Below are 18,142 nucleotides of genomic sequence, written 5' to 3' on the forward strand. Positions count from 1 at the left end.
TTACCTCCAAGTGTTTTTAATTTTGTTTAATCTGCCTTCGACCTCACTCATTGAGTGAGTTTTCACTTCTTTATTTATCTTTGTTAATAGCGAGTTTGTAACTGCTCGCCTTGAAAAGACCATGTTCGTAACTTTTTCATCTTTTCTTCTATCAGTGAGAGTTCCATCACAAAAGCCCATCTCAATAGCCTTGTTCTTATCAAACCAAGTCTCTCCATCCATTAGATTGGAAATCTCTTCTCTGGATAAATCTGTCTTAATCTCATAGGCATTGATGATTGATTCCTTTACTTCCTTTAACATGTCTATAGCTTTTTGCATTTCTTTTGAATCTCCAATTGCCACAGTTAAAGGGTTATGAATCATCATTAGTGAGGTAGGACTCATCAATACTTCAGTTCCTGCCATAGCAATGACCGATGCTGCTGATGCTGCAAGCCCATCAATCTTAATGGTCACATTTCCCTTGTGTTCTAAAAGCATGGTGTAAATTCGTGATGCAGCTATACAATCTCCACCAGGGGAGTTGATCCACACAGTTATGTCTCCACTTTTATTTTTTAATTCTTCAAAAAAGAGCCTTGGAGTGATTTCATCATCAAACCAAGACTCTTCAGCGATTACTCCATCTATATAGAGTTCATTTGAATCCTTTTTCCAATTCCAAAATATTTTATTGTTCTTCATTAGGATTTATTTCTTCTCCTTTCCGCTGATAAAAACTACCTGCCTTGTCAAGTGGTAGCATATTTCCATTTACAAGGTATAGGTCACCACCTTCTTCAGCTGATATCCTATCTAAATTTTCTAATTCTCTTATGTCATTTGCACTCATCCAACCATTCTGTCTTCCTACAGCATATCCATTCATTCTTGATTCATAGTCTCCTCTTAGAAGTCCATCAAGATTAAATTTAATAAAGTAGGATTCTTTTTCTTTCTTTGTTAATAGTGCTCTTTCTAAGGATTGCTCCCAACGAACAATCCAAGGATCAAGGGTGTATTTAACAAACTCAAGTGACTGTTGTTCTATATTTGAAAATGATGATCTTTCCAAGTCACCAATCATATGAGGTGGTATTCTAAATATTCTTGCTATCTCATTTAACTGAAACTTTCTAGTTTCCAAAAACTGGGCCTCACTTGGTGCTATGGCTATGGGTTGGTATTTCATCCCTTCTTCAAGTACAGCCACTTTATTGGCATTTTTAGGCCCCTGAAAGGCTGCGTTCCATGACTCCCTTACTCTTTCTGGGTCTTTGATAATACCTGGATGTTCTAAAACCCCACCTGGTTGTGCTCCATTTTGGAAAAAGCTAGCACCATAATCTTCACAAGCCATAGTCATACCTATAGCATTTTTAGCCATGGTAATTGGTGAGTAGCCAATAAGACCATCAAAACCAAGTCCAGGTATATGAAGGACATCTTCTTTTAAAAGATAAACTTCTTCTGATTTGTGATTGTATTTATAAAAGATTTCTCCATCTTCACTTCTCATAACGGTCATCTTGTTTGGCATTAAGGGATAAAGTCCAATGACCTCATTTCTTCCATTGCGTATTATCTGAGCATAGGCATTACCCCAAAGTAGAAGATGAGTCATTAGTGTTTCTCTAAATACAAATGAAGTCATCTCAGTATTAGGTTCATCGTGTAAAAGAAAATATATAGCGTGTTCTTTTGCTTTTTCCTTAGAGTTTGAATTTCCTCTTTTATATAAATGAAGAGGAAGTCCTGCCAAGGTTTCAGCAAGAACTCTCACGCATGAATAAACTGCTGTCATTTGCATGGCAGTAAATTCGTTTACATTCCTGCCTGCTGTTGTTCTCCCAAATAAAAAAGACGATGAAGATATCCTCTCCCCGTCTTTAGGTTTGTCTCTTGACTTAAATATTAAGTTTAAAATGTTTATATTACCACCTCCTTAAATTAGGTATGAAAAAAGCACCTACTTTTGTAGATGCTAAAATTTATTTTTTTCTTTCTTCAATGAGTTTATTATATTCATCTTCTAGTTTTTTTCTTTCCTCTTTAGGTATCTCCATTGCTAGTCTAGAACTTATGGAAGATATTCTAAAATCAAGTAATAAACTATTTCTATCCTTGCCATTTATTGTCTTCTTATTTCTACTTTTGTATTGTGATAAATTACCTTTAAAACTTTTGATTCTTTTATCTTCTATAATTAAAAGTGTATCTGCTAAGTTATTTATAAACTCCTCATCATGACTTACAAATATAAATGGTCTATCATAAGATTTCAATAGATTTTCCAAGCTTTCTATAGCATTTATATCTAAAAAGTTTGTTGGTTCATCAAAAATAAGATAGTTAAAATCAGATGTTAATATTTTAGCCAATTTTACCTTGGCTTTTTCTCCATCACTTAAAATACTTACAATCTTGTAGACATCATTAGTCTTAAATCCTAATCTTGCAAGGACAATCCTTGTCATTGTTTCGTCATGTATAGACGTATTTAATACATTTGATAGAATATCAGCGTCCTCTTCTAAAATATCACTCATTTGACTAAAATAACCTATTTTAAGATTTGGATGCACCCATACATTTTCTTTACAGAGAATCATATTTAAAAGTGTAGTTTTCCCACTTCCATTTTCTCCTATAAGAGCTACTTTAGAATTATTTTGTATTTGAAAGTTTGATTTTTCAAATAAAATCTTATTTCCAAACTCTTTATTTAGCTTTTCTCCTCTTATCAAAATTTTAGAGTGTAGTCGTTTATTATCAGGAATGGATAGTTGTATTTCTGTATCTTCTTTAGGTTTTTCTTTTACTTCTAGTTTATTTATTCTGGACTCTACAGATTTTACTTGTTTATCTAGTTTTTTCTTGTTTTCTTGACCGCCCATCTTATGGAGTCTTGCTTCTGAGTTTCCCATCCTTTTAGGCGTGGTTCTTACTTTTGATGATTGGTCTTTTATATTGCTAGCTAAATTTTCAAGTCTTCTTTTTTCTTTTATAAAATTTGAATACTCTTTTTCGTTAAACTTAAGTCTTCTCTCTCTTTCTTCAAGATAGAATTTGTAGTCCCCATTATATTCTTCAATTTTTCCGTTCTTTAATTCTAAAATCTTTTTACAAGTTTTATTTATGAAATCACGATCATGCGAAATTAAAAGGTATCCAATTTTTCTGGAGTTTAGCTTTCCTATAAGTTCTTCCTTTTGCTTTAAGTCTAAGTGAGATGTAGGCTCGTCGATTAATAGAAATTTAAAACTATCTGATAATAGGTCTGTTAGCTTTAATCTTTGTTCTTCGCCTGGACTGTAGTTGTCATTAGCCCTTAACTCTGATTTAGAGTAGATTTCATCAGAAAAGTATTTGACTTTACTGTCATAATTTAATAAATAACCCAGTTCTCTATCCACTCTTACTTGACCAGTACAGTCTTTATCTAAGCCTAATATTATTCTTAAAAGAGTAGTTTTACCCGTTCCATTCTCACCTATTAAGGCTATCTTATCATTTTCATCTATTGATAAACTATCAATTTCAAATAGTCTTCTATCTGGCAAAGTTTTTATTAAGTTTTTTATATATATCATAAATCCTCCTATACTTTTTTGAGAGGATTTCTTTTCCTCTCTTAGTTATTTAGAAAACTATTTGTATTAATCATTTATCTGTACCTCCTAATACTATTTTATTATATATACCCTATTTAGAACACAATCAACCCCCTATCATCATAAACAGATTCACTTGTATCATTTCCACACCTTATAGCTCTATCAAGTGCCATGATTGTAGCAATAACTCCATCTATTTTCTCTGTAGATTTTTCCTTATCTGCCTTTATATTTCCAGCAGGATCTGTTCGTATAAAAATATTATCCATCATCCATCTAAGAACTGGATGGCCTCCATGAGCTATTTTTCTTTCGAGAGTTAGTTTCATTAATTCTTTTGTTGGCGGAGACATGTCTTTAAATCCTTGACCAAAAGGAACGACTGTAAAACCCATGCCTTCTAAGTTTTGAACCATCTGAACTGCTCCCCACCTGTCAAAGGCAATTTCTCGCATGTTATATATCTCACCTAAGTCTTCGATAAATTTTTCAATAAACCCATAGTGGACTACATTGCCTTCTGTTGTCTGAATGTAGCCCTGTTTTTTCCATAGATCGTAGTTCACATGGTCTCTTTTTACTCTTAGGTCGAGGTTATCTTCTGGCAACCAAAAGTAAGGTAATATTTGATATTTATCATCTTCATCTATTGGAGGAAAGACTAAAACAAAGGCTGTAATATCCGTTGTGCTTGATAGGTCAAGACCCCCATAACAAACTCTGCCTTTTAGTTCTTCTTCATTAACAGCAAAATTACATAAGTCCCATTTTTCCATAGGCATCCATCTAATTGCTTGTTTGACCCATTGATTCAACCTCAATTGTCTGAATGCATTTTCTTCAGTTGGGTTTTGTTTAGCCGATTCACAGGCTTGTCTTACTTTTTCTATAGGAACTGTAATTCCAAGAGAAGGATTTGCTTTATGCCATACTTTTTCATCTGTCCAATCATCTTCTCTGTCTGCTCCATAGATTACAGGATAGAAAGTTGGATCCGTTTTTCTTCCTTCCAGTATATCAACTGCCTTTTGATGCGTCTCGTAGCAGATTGATTTGGTATCTGTCCCAGCAGTTGTTATGAGGAAATATAAGGGCTGAGTTCTCGCATCACCAGACCCTTTTGTCATAACATCAAATAATTTTCTATTAGGCTGAGTATGAAGTTCGTCAAAGACTACACCATGAATATTAAATCCGTGTTTAGAATAAGCCTCTGCAGATAAAACTTGATAGAAAGAATTGGTCGGCTTATATATCATTCTCTTTTGGGATGCTAGAATCTTTACTCTTTTGGATAGTGCTGGACTCATTCTTACCATATCAGCTGCAACATCAAAAACTATAGTTGCTTGCTGTCTATCGGCAGCACAACCATAAACTTCTGCTCTTTCTTCTCCATCACCGCAAGTAAGAAGGAGTGCTACAGCAGCTGCAAGTTCTGACTTTCCCATCTTCTTTGGTATTTCAATATAGGCTGTATTAAATTGTCGGTATCCTGTATCTTTTACAATTCCAAACAGGTCTCTAATGATTTCTTCTTGCCAGTCAATAAGCTTGAAGTCTTTACCTGCCCATCTACCTTTTGTGTGTTTAAGGCATTCTATAAAGGTGACGGCATAGTCTGCTTTGTTTTTATCATAGTGAGATGTAGGTAGCATAAATTTTGTTGGTTTATATTTCATTTGACCTCCTTCCTTGAAAAATGGGCATAAAAAATAGTCACCTGATTGTGACTTCTACTACGACAAATAGAGCCTAAACTCTATTTGGAATTTTATTTTTATCTTTTTCTTGCTATGTTTAATTCTTTGTAAGCTTTCTTAAGTTCTCTATCTAGTGTTTCTGATTCTGCAAAAAGTTGAATTTCTTCATCTGTTAAATTTCCTTTTGAAACCCCCCAAAGTTCTTCATGAACTTGGTCTGCACATTTCTTTGCTGTTCCTGCTATGTCTAAAAGGTTAATGGCTGCTCCAATCTTGCCTTCTTTTGATTTTTTTATTGAGCTTTCTGCGTATCTTTTGCAAGCTTTAACTTCTGTCTCTAATCTTTCTAAAAGCTCTTTTTTCATGGTTTTACTCTCCTTTGCTTTTGTTATATGCATATTCCCGTATAGGAGAGTATTAGTCAAGTCTTTTATGCCTATAAATCGGCTATTTTTCAATCTTTTTAAAGATTATCTATAAAGTCGTCAAACCACTTTGCTCCAATCTCAAGCCTTATAATTGGAAGTCTTCCTAACTTGTTGTACTTTAAACTTACTATTCTTAAATCTTCAGGAAGGTTAGTTTCGTAAAATTCGTTAATTGTTTTTCCCATTGTGATGTAAATAGTGTCATCTTCAAGGTAGTCTTTTAAATAATCTTGGAAAGCTAAGTCTCCATTTTCTCCTTCATAAAGTCCAAGCATTGTAATTGCTGAAGAGCCGATTAACTCATTTAAATCTTCCTGTGTTTTCATGTATTTGTATGCCATATTTTTCTCCTTATCTTTTTTTGTATGTACATATAACCGTACTGTCAAAAATAAGTCAAGTTAATTAAGGGATATAATGGCTATATTTAACCTTTATCCGATATTTTTTCTATTCTATCCACTCTGAAAATTACATTTAATGTTGAACCATTATCCCATTTTACTAGGATTGATCCAATGGCATCCACCCCATAAACTGTGCCTAAAGTTCCAGCTGGAGGTGCTTGGTCATCTTCCATTTGGATTAGTTTTACTCTTGTACCTACAGGATAAGTTTCTTTTAATTTTTGTATAATTTCCCTTGAAATCATCTAATCACCTCATAAACATATATCACTCAAATACTGATTTATATCAAGTCAGATTAATAACATCTTCATACTTATACTCTTTTCCATCCCTTAATAAGTTTATTTCTTCATCACTCCCCACTAAATTCAAATATCTTTTTACTGCTACATCAACAAATTTAGGCTCTATTTCTACACCGTAACAAATTCTATTTAGTTCTTCACAAGCAATCAGAGTCGATGCACTTCCTAAAAATCCATCAAGGACTAAGCCATTCGTTTGTGTAGATTGTTTAATTAGGTAGGCAATGAGAGGTACTGGTTTTGATGATGGATGACCATATCCTTCTTTTTCTGAATCTTTAATTCCATCGAATTCAAAGACTGCTGTTTGTTTTTGATCTCCATACCAGTTATGCTTTCCATCTTTTCTCCAACCAAAAATAATAGGCTCCATATTAAATTTCCAATCTGTCCTCATAAAAGGAGCTCTAGGCTTTTTCCAAATAAGTCCTGCACCAACTTTAAAACCTGCATCTTCAAAGGCATCATAGAATACTCTCGCTTTCATTGTTGCATAGAATTCATAAATAGATGCATCTTTGGCCATTGCCTCTTTAAAATTTGTGAAGACCTTCATTAAAAATTCATAGGCTTCCTCATCATTAAGATTGTCATTTTTGATTGTTCCCGATTTGTTTTTCAAATCTACAAAATAGGGCGCATCGGTACAGACCAGATTGACCTTTGTATCATTTAATAACTTTTCAAAAGTCTCCCATTGAGTAGAATCACCGCAAATAACTTTATGACTACCTAAAGTCCAAATATCTCCAGTCTTTGAAAAAGTAGGCTTTTTTAGTTCTTCTTCAACATCAAAGTCATCTTCTTCAGCCTCTACACCAAGGTCAAAAAGACTTGATAACTCATCTGGTGAAAAACCAGTAAGTTCTACATTAAAACCATAATCTTCTAGGGATTCAATTTCTACTCTTAGTAGTTCTTCATCCCAACCAGCATCAAGCGCCATTCTGTTATCAGCTAAGATATAAGCTTTCTTCTGTGCCTCATTTAGGTGGTCTGCAAAGACACAAGGTACTTCTTTTATTCCCTCTTGCTTCGCCGCCATAATTCTTCCATGGCCTGCAATAACTCCGTAGTCTTTATCAATAATCACAGGATTGATAAAACCAAACTCTCTGATTGATGATCGTAGTTTGTTAATCTGCTCTTGTGAGTGTGTTCTTGCATTATTTACATAGGGTACAAGTTTTTCAATATCGACTAATTTCATTTCTTTTGTTGTAATCATATTAGCCCCCATTTTGCAAATTCCTCAAAACCGCCAATAGAATTAATGTAGTTCCTAGCAATTTCTACAATTTCAGAATATGGTTTACCATCAATAGTTTCATCTCCGATTGCACAGGATAATTCAATCTCTCTATTTTCCTCTTGTGCCTTTAGGTGGGCATAAATATTGACTGATACATCAGCCTTGGATAGGTCTTTACCATGAAGACCCCCACCAGTTACTGCTCTTCCCATGTCAGATCCGATTTTTCTATTAGTTGCTCCAGTATCAACATTGAACCCTCCAGTCCAATCCCCTAATGGATTTACGATTGTTCTTGGGTAAATTGATTTTAAGATTTCTGTAGATACATTTGACTGGCAAATAATAAGTTTATTTCCATCAAGAATGTATTTCCCATCGTAAGGATAATTAGAATAAATTTCAAGAGCAATTAAAGATAGTTTCTTTTCTTCATCTGATGTAGGCACTCCTTTAAATATTCCATTATCCCCACATCTAATCTTTTCTTTTTGATTGTTCGATAAGCGAATGTCTTGCTCTACAATTTTTACATCGGCTTTTACTTCTCCTGCTATTCTATTAATAGCTGATTTGATTTCTTCAACATCTAACTTGCAGTCCGTTTCAATAATCACATGACAATCACCATGACCAAGCAAAACCTCGACTGCAATTTTAGGTTTATCTTTTTCTTTATATGCTAAATCTACAATTGCACCTGCAATACAATCTGCTTGTTTGTCAGGGTGCTTTGGATTTACTTTTTCAAACATTTAATCACCTTACTTTCTACTCCTTAGTAATTTTTCCATCATATCTTCTCCATAGTCTTCATAAACTTCCGTGCAGTTTTCTTTTACAATGTCATAAATCTCGTACCATAAAAGATTAGCTGCCTTTTGAAACTGGCTAGACATCTGTACAAATGGAGATGCAATAACCCCACCAGTTGTAGGATGCTTGCCTAATAGTCCAAATTGACTTATTGCCTCTTCACATTGAATGTATCTTGCAAAAGCCTGGGAGTAGGATTCTAATAATCTTGGATTTACTAAGTTTTCACAGTTTCTCTGTTTTAACCAAGACCATGTCTCTTTATATATTTCATCAGCACCAAGCGGTATTCCATTCTTTTGCTTTGCTGATAGATAGTCACTAGGTGTTGGCATATCGGTTCCATCAAGAACTGCTCCATCTGGTAAGTCAACAGCATCTATTTCTTCTGGCGTGAATGTTGGAATATCATTCATTAGTATTTCTACTTTTTTACCTTTTTCTATTTTTTCAGCAGCAGGCTGTGGTTTCCCTCCTGCTTTTACTCTTCTTCCACCTCTGTATGTTCCGTCTTTAGCGATAGTATCACCTCCTAATTCGTCATCTTCTTTAATAGGGCCTTTGAACCCGTTTTTTTGTGCGTGAGAGGGCGGCACCGTTGGTAGGGAAATCAGCTTTTAAGATAACGACTCCCCCTCCCTCAAAACTTTTCTCGTCCAAATCTATCTCCACGCTCAGCATGAATCTTTGAGTGACAAGATTTACAAAGACTCATAAGATTGTCTTCGTCATTAGTCCCACCACGAGAAAGAGGAAGTATGTGATGTACTTCCTCTACCTTTGTCATTCTATTTTCTTTTAAACACATCTCACAAAGCGGGTGCTCTGCTACATATCTTTTTCTAATAACTCTCCACGCTTTTCCATATCGCTTATGAGTTTTAGGATCTCGTTTATATTTTTCATAGTTTCTGTTGTATTCTTTCTCATGTTCTTTGCAGAATCGTCCATCAACTAATTCAGGACAACCTGGATGTGAACATGGTCTCTTAGGTTTGCTTGGCACTCTATCACTCCAATCGAGTAGGGGCTAACCTGTAGCCCCTCTCACACCACCCGTACGTGCCGTTCGGCATACGGCGGTTCAATATTTCCTTGTATCATATTATATATTTCTGATGTATCTATTTAACTTTATTCTTTTTTGTATCCGAACCTCGAGGACTGAATACGTCATTCCTTGTATTCCATCAAGTCATAGACCATCCTTTTCAAATATTACAATAAATATTGTTCCTCCCTTCGCTCCATTTCCATTACAGAAACTTCCTCGCTACTATGGATTTTGCTGACTTCTCATAGTTCGTTGTTACTACTTATTCGTCTATGAGACCTCACGGGTTAAGCCATATATCTTTCCTCGTTTACCTGCAGAATTTACGCTTTAGGGTTACGGTTATCTTTTGGACTTTGTTGTCTTTAGCCAACTTATCCTCCTAACTCGCCTTGTATTCTGTTCCTGTTCGTCAGGCCACGATTTTGCTATTGCTTCCTCTCTCCCACGCCTCACGGCGTGAAACTTGCAAGTTGCTATTGGATTCGTCGATAACTACGCTCCGTTGGACTTTCACCTAGACATATGACATGCCCGTCAAACTAAAGAAAGCCTCGAAGATTAAATCTCCAAGGCTCTTTTAATTATTCTTTTGCTATTCTAACTATACTACAACTACATACTCTCATTCTATCAACTTTACTACATAGATTTAATCGGAATAGAAATCTTTCCTAGTGCATTTCTATGGACATTAAAGCAGTACTGAATTGAGTAATTCATATCTACTGCAATCTGCTCCCAAGTATTAAAACAAAGGTATCTTTTTTCAAGCACTGTTTGTTCCTCTTTATCTTTTAATTCAAAAATCGAATTAGCTATTTCCTTCTTCAAGTCTACCAACTTATCTATATCCCTATTAATCTCTTCTTGGAGATCTATAATCTTTACGATAGTATCTTCAAGTTTTGATGATCCTCTATTAGGACTCTTAGGCATATCGGATAAGGTCGATGTAGCTTTTGTAGCTAGGGCATTTAAACTTTCAACTTGCTCTAGCTTACTGTTGATTCTCTTGTCTAAATAAAAAGCTTGTTTTAAATATTCTTTTGCGTTCATTTCTTACCTCCATATGTTTTGAGGTAAGTTCTCTATAGAACCTCTACTCTTGTATTAATCTTAGCAAATTTTGATAGTGACATTCTATGACATCAACTCTCTAGATTTGCTTTTACTGCATCTATAAGTGCTGCTTGTGTTTTATTCTTATTTTCCAACGCCTTCATCACATCTTCATCAATAGTTCCTTTAGCTAGAATATGATGAATCACAACTGTTTCTTTCTGACCTTGCCTATAAAGTCTGGCATTGGTTTGCTCATAAAGTTCTAAGGACCAAGTGAGAGAAAACCAAATAAGTGTTGAACCTCCAGCTTGTAGGTTAAGTCCATGACCAGCAGACGCTGGATGGATAATGGCTACAGGAATGTTGCCTTGATTCCATTCTTTAAAGTCCTCACTTGTTTTAAGTTCTCTTACATCAAACCTATCTTTTATTCTTTTTAGATCTGACTTATACCAATAAGCAATAAGAACAGGTTTACCATTTGCACCTTCTATCAAATCTTCTAAAGCATCAAGCTTTCTATCATGAATATGAATCATATTTTTATCTTCATCATAAACAGAACCTGATGCCATTTGCAGTAATTTATTAGAAAGGGCTGCAGCATTGACTGCATCTATATCTTTATCCTTAATGCTAACAACCAAGTCTTTTTTTAATGTCTCATAGATTTCTCTTTCTTTATCTGATAGATTTACAAAGACTTCATTGTTTATCTTCTTTGGCATTTTTAGGTAATCTTCAGCTTTCATAGAAACTGTTATATCTGATATCTTTTCATAGATTGCATCTTCAGCAAAAGGCAGTGGCTTGTAGGAATATATGATTGGTCCATTTCTCTTATCTGGTTTGAAGTAGACTTCCCTGTACTTACCAATAAATCTTCCAAGTCTTTGGCCCATATCAAGCAGTCTAAACTCAGCCCATAGGTCCATTAAACTATTGGGAGATGGCGTGCCAGTAAGTCCAACTATTCTTTTTATCTTTGGTCTAACTTTCATCAAAGCTTTAAACCTCTTTGACCTATGAGACTTAAAAGAGGATAGTTCGTCAATTACAATCATATCGTAGTTGAAGGGTAGTTCGCTCTTATTTATTAGCCAGTCTACATTTTCCCTATTGATTAAATAAATATCTGCTTGTTCTTCTAATGCTTTTATTCTTTCTTTTTCACTACCTATGACCACTGAATATTTTAAGATATCAAGATGGGACCATTTTTCTATTTCTTCCTTCCATGTATCTCTAGCAACTCTTAATGGTGCTATTATTAGAACTTTAGAAATTTCAAAAGAATCAAAGAGTAAGTCTTTTATAGCTGATAAGCTTATGACTGTCTTACCGAGACCCATATCTAGTAGAAGTGCAGATTCTTTATTTTCTTTTATAAATTCAATAGCATAGTTTTGATATTTATGTGGAGTGTATTCCAATTAGTCACCTCCAATCCTCTTTATTATTTCATCAATGTTTTCTTTTGAGTCAAGAACATAAACCTTAAAACCTAAGTTTTTAAATTGCCTTATTCTCCTTTTCTGAATTGGTCTTGGTTCTCCTCCAGGTCTTTTTGTTTCCACAAATCCTATCTTTCCTTTAGGTAGAAGTATTATCCTATCTGGTATTCCCGTCATTGAAGGAGATGTAAATTTAAGACAAAGACCACCATGGGGTTTTACCTTGTCGACTAAGGCTTTTTCTATTTCATTTTCTAACATATAAACCTCTATTTTTAGCCATTGTGCAAGTCGTGAAACTCTATTATATAACCTTTATATATAACTAAAATTTAATTTACTTACTATATAATAGTTATATATATGACATTCACGACCTGCACTTCTTGTATTTTTACACAAAATCTGACTTTAATTTAAGTCCATTAATCACAATTCCTTGATTAGTTTTTCTCCTCATAAATCCATTGGATGAAAGAGCAGAATAAAAATCTGTTGTAGACCTTACATAATCTCCAGTTCTTAAACAATAGGCTCTATATTCTTGATAGACTTCTCCAGACTTTTCTTCATAGGATGAATCAATCTCACAGCACTCATTTAAGAAATGCTTGAACCAGTTATTCGATTCTTTATATTCATTGATGGCATCTGCTACTTTTTTAGGTAGGCTGAATTTAAAATCTTCATCAATAGCCTTTTTAGCACCCTCGATTAACCACTTGAGAACTGCTCCCCCAGCCTTATCTACTAAATAATCAGTGTAGTTTTTAATATCACTACTGCCCTCTATCTTTGCCTCAAATGGAATTACAATGAGTCTTCTCCAGGTTCCTTCATCTAAGGCACCCACCTTTGGTAGGTGGTTAGTATATAGGACAAGGGTATGAGAAGGTATGAACTTGAATGGATCTCGATATTTTTTCTCTGCTACAATCTCATCTGTAGAACAAAGCTGTTTAACATTTGAAGTATTTAACCTTAATCCTTCTTGAAGTTCAGCTGCAATTAAAAGCCTTTTACCTCTTGTTTCAGCAAGTTCTGGCTTGGCATTTCTCTTAGAATTAACTGTAAGAATATCTGCTGAGATTGACCCACTATATAGATTAAGAACTCTTGAGATAGTATTCCAAAAGGTAGACTTTCCATTTCTTCCATCACCATAAGCTATAATGAGAGCCTCAATATATACTTTTCCAATAAGAGAAATTCCTGCTACTTTCTGAACGTATTCTATAAGTTCACTATCTTTTACAAAAAATGTCTCTAAGGCATCAAGCCATATATCCATATTTTCATCACTTGGATCTACAGATGTTTCTTTTGTTATATAGTCTTCTGCCTTATGGTCTCTACACTCTCCAGTTTTCAAATCTACTGTAAAAGATGGTGTATTAAGCAAGAACTCATCCGTATCAAGTTCTCTTTGGTCTATTTCTAACATTGGCTTTGATTCTTTTAAAGTTGCATGAATAGCTCTGGTGTCCCCTCGTTTTACTGCATATTTCTTATATGCCTCAAGCGAAGTTAATTTATAGTATATGGATTTTTGACTTTTATCAAAAACCTCCATTGCTTTTTTCTCACTCATTGAAGACATGATATCTCTAATTCCCGATTTCTTAATATCTTCATCCATTTTTAAGAGTTCATTGTCTATTTCCTCTATCTGTTTTAACACTAAATCTTGAGAATATCCTTGTGCTTTTAGTTCAGATTCCTCCCAGTAAGAGTCGTTGTAAACAAGAAAACCTGTAGAAGGAGAAAAACGAATTCTATCTTGGTATTCTCTTACAAAAACTTCTGCTTGACCTATGTCTGAAAATTCAGAAGGCCTTAAATTTATGCCTTCAGTGTATTCTTCAGGTGGAACATAATCTTCACTTGCAGCTACCTTTTTATAGAATTTGCAAGCAGACCTCCATATTTGTTCTAGTTCATCATCTGGAAGTGGTGGTGAGCAAAGACTGGCTTTTTTATCAAATAGTTCTCTCGCCTCATTTGTATTTCCATATCGAATTAGAACCCTACCAGCGAAATGATTCACAGTTGAATTTCTAGAGCCTTGCTGAATCAAGTCTTGAGAATTATCAAAATCCTCAAAGTCATCTTTTAGGGTTTCTGTTACATATTTTCTTCCCCTAACTATTTCAACAGCAGGATTCTTAACTCCAAAGAAAAACCTCGCTCCATCTAAGGCATTTCCATCAAAGAAAGTATAAGTCTCTGCCAACCTTTCTTTTAATTCTACATAGTCATCAAGATTTGTAATCTTAGGTATTGGAAAATATATGTGCATTCTTGGTCTTGCAGCTTTTCCATTTTTTTCTTTTCTATGGTTTCTGCTGTAAACTATAGCAAATTTAACTCCATCAAATATTCTCTTTAAATCGTTAGTTGAAATCCAATCATCTGGATTTTCTGAATGGTCATTATCTATATCCATGGGAACACATTCTGACTCTATAAAATTATCGTTGGATCGATAGGAATTTTTATACTTAGCCATTACATGGTCAAAACTCGCAGCTTTCTCAAAAGACCTAACATCTACTGCATTGACCTCATTTGGATAAACACAGTTTGACTCCACTTCTATTAAATTTGAGGTGTATATTTTCAATTAGGATACCTCCTTTATATAGCGAATCTTCATTTTTCTCTTCTCAGCAACTCTTATTTCTTCAGCCATTCCTAGACTTATATAGTCACCAAAGACCCATACTTCTTCACATTTACCAAGAAGGACATAATTAAAATGCATGGCAAGTCTTCTCTCACTTTCATCACTCATAAACTGAGGAAATAGAAGATGTGGTGCTATGGGAATGTTTCCTTTATCTAAGGCATATCGAGAATACTTCTGTGCCTTGATTACATTATTTTCAACATCTCCAGAAAATGGACTGCAGATATATACCAAAGGATAGTACTTCTTCTCTGCATTTTTAATTGCTTGATAAGGAGTGGGATCCTTGCACCCACTCCTGTTGTATAGTTCCTTATTCATAAATATCCCTCATTGTTTCACTACAAGTATTACAGCAAACTTGAGTAGAAAATAAATCGCCATCTTCCAATACTTTATTTAATTCTACTCGAACTTCTTTTCCGCACTTTGGACAGGTGCAAAAGACATTCTCATCATTTATTTCAATGCTTATTTCCATAGAATCATTGATTTTTTCTTTCACATAAAACATTTTGTACCTCCAATTTTTGCTTGTACCATTCAAGGTGTTTCTTTCTATCTTGATAATTAGGAAATGCTACTAATAAACCAATATCTACCTTTTGCAAGGTTTCAATCATCTCTATTTGTGATTGATTCAGATATGGTCTTATACTTTTTCCTTTTGGTATATCATTTTCTAATCTAAATTCTTTTGCACTCTTACCTAAAACGATACGATTCAGCATATTACACTCATTACTAAAGTGATAAGCTTTTGGATTGTCATGAAGCAATCTTATATTCTCGGTTAAAAGAGGGAATTCTTTTCTAGCTGATACTAGAGTCTTTATGAATTCTTCCATCTCGTTAAATTTCTTAATATAGAGCTCTTTAAATTTCATGGCTTTTTTGCCCGTGTAACCCATAGCTAAAATAGTAAATCCATCTCTAGTTAATAAATAACATGGTAGATTTCTTCCAGTTACATCCTTATAACTGCTGAGCTCAAAATTGAGTTCAATAAATTCTTCACTGAGCCCAGATTTGGGTTGAGTGATTGTTTGTATATCTCTTATAACATTAGAGTGCCTCTTTTCAAAAAACTCTGCTACAAATCTACTATCCACTCTTGCAACATCATTGTGATCTGCAAATATTCCATAATCGTTCTTTGGTATTAATTCCTTCATTGAATTACCTCCTGTGAATTTTTAAGAGGTCTCCCTCCTAAATCACAGGCAAAGAAATAGAGGAGATTTTTAACCCCCTCTTTAATCTTTTTTATAAAATTCACTTTCAAATCCATCCGCATCGAGAATAAGTCCAGGTGCCCATCTAGGAAGTAAGGACATGATTTCATTTATTTCTTCGATACTAGATGAATCACTTTCTATTACAACTTCATCATGAATATGCATGACGATATTAAATCCTTTTTTCTCAAGTCTCATCATAGCCTCAGCTAAAATATCTCTTGCTAAGGCTTGAACAATATTTTCTACAAATTTACCACCGTAGGATTCAATCTTGTCCCACTTATTTCCTACTACAATTCCCTCATAGACTATTGACTCTCCACCAAATCGATTCATCCCTATCTTTGCCTTTGGATAAGCAAGTCGTCTTTTTGAGGGTAGTTCTATAAATAGGATGCCTTTTTCATAGCTAATAACTAGTTTTTTATATTTTTCTTTAGTTCTAGTCTTTACAACTCTTTTAACGACTGCATCTATGTCCCACCAAAGACTCACTATATTGGGATTAGCCTCTCGCCAGGAATCGACTATTGATTGAAGTTCATCTTCAGATAAACCCATCTCAATACCACCCATTGCTTTAAGGGCACCTAAGGCCCCTTGATAACCACAGGCTAAAGTCGCTATCTTTCCTTTTTGCCTAAGATGACCATTAACTCCATGCTTTTCAACCGGCACTCCAAACATCCTTGATGCTGTTCTACAATAGATGTCTTCACCATTTTCAAAAGCGTCCAGTACCCATTGTTCTTCTGCAAGCCATGCAAGAACTCGGGCCTCGATTGCTGAAAAGTCTGAAATAATAAACCTTGTGCCTTCTTTTGGTATAAAGGCTGTCCTTATTAATTGGGATAAAATATCAGAAGGAGATTCATAGAGAATTTCCATAGTTTCATAATCTCTATTTTTTACAAGACTCCTTGCTAGGTCTAAATCTTTTAGATTGTTCCTTCTTAAGTTTTGAACTTGAATAAGCCTGCCTGAATATCTTCCAGTTCTATTTGCTCCATAAAATTGGATTAGACCCCTTGCTCGTTTATCTTTTCCTTTTACATTTTTCATAGCATCATATTTCCTAACTGAAGATTTAGATAATTCCTGTCTAAGTTCCAATACTTCTTTTATGTCTCCTTCAGCATTTTTAAGAGCAGACTCTACATCTTTTTTAGCTAAGGAATCTATTTTTAAACCTTTCTTATTTAGCCATTCTTTAAGCTGTAAGGGAGAATTTGGATTCTCAAGGCCAGTTAATTCTATGGCTCTGTCCATATTTTCTTCTCGTAAGATTTCATCAAATTTAATAGCTGAATCAACTAAAATTTCATCAATTAATATTCCTCTATCATTGATGTTTTGGTCTATCCAGTAGTTTTCCCATTCTGAATGAGGCATGGGAAAGGCTGATAATTTTTTCTTTATCGCCATTTCTGTTTCAACATCTCTTTGGTTATATTCCTTAAATGTAGACCACTTTTCTAAATCATGATGTGGTAGATTTCTTGTCCTCATTCCATTAGTCTTAGTTGGTTTACAGGGAATAGAAAAATACCTTATAAGAGCCTTCCCTTCATTCATTTTTTGCTTATCAAGTTTCAAAACTTCTCCGACTTTTCCTAACGATAAAGGTAATCCAAGATAAGCTGACCAAATCATAGTACAGTACCAACTTTTAGGTCTTAACCTATTGCCAAGGAATCTTGATAAACAGGTCCTTTCAAAATTTGCATTAAAAGCCCACTTTTCTACGCTTTCATCACTAAGTGCTGATAATATTTCTCTAGGAATTGTCTCCCCATTTGCCAAATCTATAACCTGCACTTCTCCATCATCTATAGAATAGGCAAAGAGGAGGATTTCAAAATCCTCACTCTCGGCATATTTGTATACACCACTTTTGCCTAAATCAACTGAAGAATAGGTCTCAAGATCTATGGACAATCTCTTCATAGCTATCACTAAGCTTTGTTAATTCTTCTAAATTATTTTTTCTATCTTCTTTTATTTGTTTTTCTATTTTTCTGATATCTCTATCTAGTTCTTTTAACTGAGCTTGTAAAAATCCAAGCTTATACCATAAAAAGGACCAAATAGCTAAAACTATTGCTGTAATTAAATAGTCCATTTCT

Annotated in this window: 21 protein-coding genes; 1 reads left to right on the top strand and 20 read right to left on the bottom strand. The window is 34.4% G+C overall.

From position 1 onward, the window contains the following. Both ACQRC6_RS00130 and ACQRC6_RS00135 read right to left on the bottom strand, forming a co-directional pair. Complete coding sequence (locus ACQRC6_RS00130) at positions 1-687, bottom strand: head maturation protease, ClpP-related (RefSeq protein WP_176270229.1); 687 nt, start codon at positions 685-687, stop codon at positions 1-3. Continuing rightward, entirely contained in the window at positions 674-1,786 is a 1,113-nt protein-coding gene (locus ACQRC6_RS00135) for a phage portal protein (RefSeq protein WP_427847197.1), read from the bottom strand. Before ACQRC6_RS00135 ends, ACQRC6_RS00130 begins: the two co-directional genes overlap by 14 nt. Before the next feature lie 4 nt (positions 1,787-1,790). Between ACQRC6_RS00135 and ACQRC6_RS00140 the strand changes: the two genes are divergently transcribed. After that, positions 1,791-1,931: a hypothetical protein gene (locus tag ACQRC6_RS00140; protein WP_427847198.1), complete on the top strand. Its 141-nt coding sequence runs from the start codon at positions 1,791-1,793 to the stop codon at positions 1,929-1,931. 42 nt (positions 1,932-1,973) lie between these two features. On the opposite strand, the gene abc-f is transcribed toward ACQRC6_RS00140, so the two are convergent. The 18 genes from abc-f to ACQRC6_RS00230 form a co-directional block, all read right to left on the bottom strand. Further along, positions 1,974-3,575, bottom strand: coding sequence for a ribosomal protection-like ABC-F family protein (gene abc-f, locus ACQRC6_RS00145; RefSeq protein ID WP_176269532.1), 1,602 nt, complete (start codon positions 3,573-3,575; stop codon positions 1,974-1,976). A 116-nt stretch (positions 3,576-3,691) separates the two neighbouring features. Next, positions 3,692-5,281, bottom strand: a complete 1,590-nt coding sequence (locus ACQRC6_RS00150) for a terminase large subunit (RefSeq protein WP_427847199.1) — start codon at positions 5,279-5,281, stop codon at positions 3,692-3,694. A 98-nt stretch (positions 5,282-5,379) separates the two neighbouring features. After that, on the bottom strand, positions 5,380-5,667 hold the full coding sequence (locus ACQRC6_RS00155) for a transcriptional regulator (protein ID WP_427847200.1): 288 nt from the start codon (positions 5,665-5,667) through the stop codon (positions 5,380-5,382). A 98-nt stretch (positions 5,668-5,765) separates the two neighbouring features. Further along, positions 5,766-6,071, bottom strand: a complete 306-nt coding sequence (locus tag ACQRC6_RS00160; protein ID WP_176269529.1) for a hypothetical protein — start codon at positions 6,069-6,071, stop codon at positions 5,766-5,768. A gap of 86 nt (positions 6,072-6,157) precedes the next feature. Then, the gene (locus ACQRC6_RS00165) at positions 6,158-6,382 is read right to left on the bottom strand and encodes a DUF4314 domain-containing protein (RefSeq protein WP_176269528.1); all 225 of its coding nucleotides are present in this window, start codon (positions 6,380-6,382) and stop codon (positions 6,158-6,160) included. 43 nt (positions 6,383-6,425) lie between these two features. Continuing rightward, a complete protein-coding gene (locus ACQRC6_RS00170) occupies positions 6,426-7,673 on the bottom strand; it encodes a site-specific DNA-methyltransferase (protein WP_427847201.1) in 1,248 nt (415 codons plus the stop codon). Continuing rightward, a complete protein-coding gene (locus ACQRC6_RS00175; protein ID WP_427847202.1) occupies positions 7,670-8,452 on the bottom strand; it encodes an S-adenosylmethionine synthetase N-terminal domain-containing protein in 783 nt (260 codons plus the stop codon). Before ACQRC6_RS00175 ends, ACQRC6_RS00170 begins: the two co-directional genes overlap by 4 nt. 9 nt (positions 8,453-8,461) lie before the next feature. Then, positions 8,462-9,109: a P27 family phage terminase small subunit gene (locus ACQRC6_RS00180; RefSeq protein WP_427847203.1), complete on the bottom strand. Its 648-nt coding sequence runs from the start codon at positions 9,107-9,109 to the stop codon at positions 8,462-8,464. Between the two features lie 44 nt (positions 9,110-9,153). Next, a complete protein-coding gene (locus tag ACQRC6_RS00185; RefSeq protein WP_176269524.1) occupies positions 9,154-9,519 on the bottom strand; it encodes an HNH endonuclease in 366 nt (121 codons plus the stop codon). Between the two features lie 690 nt (positions 9,520-10,209). Next, complete coding sequence (locus tag ACQRC6_RS00190) at positions 10,210-10,626, bottom strand: DUF1492 domain-containing protein (protein WP_148466062.1); 417 nt, start codon at positions 10,624-10,626, stop codon at positions 10,210-10,212. A 92-nt stretch (positions 10,627-10,718) separates the two neighbouring features. Then, positions 10,719-12,065 carry a DEAD/DEAH box helicase gene (locus ACQRC6_RS00195; protein ID WP_176269523.1) on the bottom strand — a complete coding sequence of 449 codons (1,347 nt, stop codon included), beginning with the start codon at positions 12,063-12,065 and terminating at the stop codon, positions 10,719-10,721. Next, a complete protein-coding gene (locus tag ACQRC6_RS00200) occupies positions 12,066-12,347 on the bottom strand; it encodes a VRR-NUC domain-containing protein (protein WP_176269522.1) in 282 nt (93 codons plus the stop codon). A 133-nt stretch (positions 12,348-12,480) separates the two neighbouring features. Further along, positions 12,481-14,709: a phage/plasmid primase, P4 family gene (locus ACQRC6_RS00205; RefSeq protein ID WP_004835130.1), complete on the bottom strand. Its 2,229-nt coding sequence runs from the start codon at positions 14,707-14,709 to the stop codon at positions 12,481-12,483. After that, positions 14,710-15,096 (bottom strand): DUF4406 domain-containing protein, encoded by a 387-nt coding sequence (locus ACQRC6_RS00210; RefSeq protein ID WP_004835178.1) that lies wholly within the window; start codon positions 15,094-15,096, stop codon positions 14,710-14,712. Continuing rightward, positions 15,089-15,289 carry a hypothetical protein gene (locus tag ACQRC6_RS00215; protein WP_004835125.1) on the bottom strand — a complete coding sequence of 67 codons (201 nt, stop codon included), beginning with the start codon at positions 15,287-15,289 and terminating at the stop codon, positions 15,089-15,091. Before ACQRC6_RS00215 ends, ACQRC6_RS00210 begins: the two co-directional genes overlap by 8 nt. Next, positions 15,261-15,950 (bottom strand): Rha family transcriptional regulator, encoded by a 690-nt coding sequence (locus tag ACQRC6_RS00220; protein WP_176269520.1) that lies wholly within the window; start codon positions 15,948-15,950, stop codon positions 15,261-15,263. The genes ACQRC6_RS00215 and ACQRC6_RS00220 overlap by 29 nt, the downstream gene beginning before the upstream one ends. 81 nt (positions 15,951-16,031) lie before the next feature. Then, positions 16,032-17,963: a DNA polymerase gene (locus ACQRC6_RS00225; protein WP_427847204.1), complete on the bottom strand. Its 1,932-nt coding sequence runs from the start codon at positions 17,961-17,963 to the stop codon at positions 16,032-16,034. Next, a complete protein-coding gene (locus tag ACQRC6_RS00230; RefSeq protein WP_427847205.1) occupies positions 17,938-18,138 on the bottom strand; it encodes a hypothetical protein in 201 nt (66 codons plus the stop codon). Before ACQRC6_RS00230 ends, ACQRC6_RS00225 begins: the two co-directional genes overlap by 26 nt. Between the last annotated feature and the right edge of the window lie 4 nt (positions 18,139-18,142).

This window comes from Peptoniphilus sp. SGI.035, assembly GCF_050315115.1.
Classification (GTDB): Bacteria; Bacillota; Clostridia; order Tissierellales; family Peptoniphilaceae; genus Peptoniphilus_A.

What these genes read in the sequence shown, in the direction of transcription:
- ACQRC6_RS00225 (WP_427847204.1), bottom strand. Translation starts at nt 17,963, where the DNA reads ATGAAGAGATTGTCCATAGATCTTGAGACCTATTCTTCAGTTGATTTA.
- ACQRC6_RS00160 (WP_176269529.1), bottom strand. Translation starts at nt 6,071, where the DNA reads ATGGCATACAAATACATGAAAACACAGGAAGATTTAAATGAGTTAATC.
- abc-f (WP_176269532.1), bottom strand. Translation starts at nt 3,575, where the DNA reads ATGATATATATAAAAAACTTAATAAAAACTTTGCCAGATAGAAGACTA.
- ACQRC6_RS00170 (WP_427847201.1), bottom strand. Translation starts at nt 7,673, where the DNA reads ATGATTACAACAAAAGAAATGAAATTAGTCGATATTGAAAAACTTGTA.
- ACQRC6_RS00210 (WP_004835178.1), bottom strand. Translation starts at nt 15,096, where the DNA reads ATGAATAAGGAACTATACAACAGGAGTGGGTGCAAGGATCCCACTCCT.
- ACQRC6_RS00190 (WP_148466062.1), bottom strand. Translation starts at nt 10,626, where the DNA reads ATGAACGCAAAAGAATATTTAAAACAAGCTTTTTATTTAGACAAGAGA.
- ACQRC6_RS00140 (WP_427847198.1), top strand. Translation starts at nt 1,791, where the DNA reads ATGGCAGTAAATTCGTTTACATTCCTGCCTGCTGTTGTTCTCCCAAAT.
- ACQRC6_RS00150 (WP_427847199.1), bottom strand. Translation starts at nt 5,281, where the DNA reads ATGAAATATAAACCAACAAAATTTATGCTACCTACATCTCACTATGAT.
- ACQRC6_RS00165 (WP_176269528.1), bottom strand. Translation starts at nt 6,382, where the DNA reads ATGATTTCAAGGGAAATTATACAAAAATTAAAAGAAACTTATCCTGTA.
- ACQRC6_RS00155 (WP_427847200.1), bottom strand. Translation starts at nt 5,667, where the DNA reads ATGAAAAAAGAGCTTTTAGAAAGATTAGAGACAGAAGTTAAAGCTTGC.
- ACQRC6_RS00230 (WP_427847205.1), bottom strand. Translation starts at nt 18,138, where the DNA reads ATGGACTATTTAATTACAGCAATAGTTTTAGCTATTTGGTCCTTTTTA.
- ACQRC6_RS00220 (WP_176269520.1), bottom strand. Translation starts at nt 15,950, where the DNA reads ATGAAGGAATTAATACCAAAGAACGATTATGGAATATTTGCAGATCAC.
- ACQRC6_RS00135 (WP_427847197.1), bottom strand. Translation starts at nt 1,786, where the DNA reads ATGACAGCAGTTTATTCATGCGTGAGAGTTCTTGCTGAAACCTTGGCA.
- ACQRC6_RS00200 (WP_176269522.1), bottom strand. Translation starts at nt 12,347, where the DNA reads ATGTTAGAAAATGAAATAGAAAAAGCCTTAGTCGACAAGGTAAAACCC.
- ACQRC6_RS00175 (WP_427847202.1), bottom strand. Translation starts at nt 8,452, where the DNA reads ATGTTTGAAAAAGTAAATCCAAAGCACCCTGACAAACAAGCAGATTGT.
- ACQRC6_RS00215 (WP_004835125.1), bottom strand. Translation starts at nt 15,289, where the DNA reads ATGTTTTATGTGAAAGAAAAAATCAATGATTCTATGGAAATAAGCATT.
- ACQRC6_RS00130 (WP_176270229.1), bottom strand. Translation starts at nt 687, where the DNA reads ATGAAGAACAATAAAATATTTTGGAATTGGAAAAAGGATTCAAATGAA.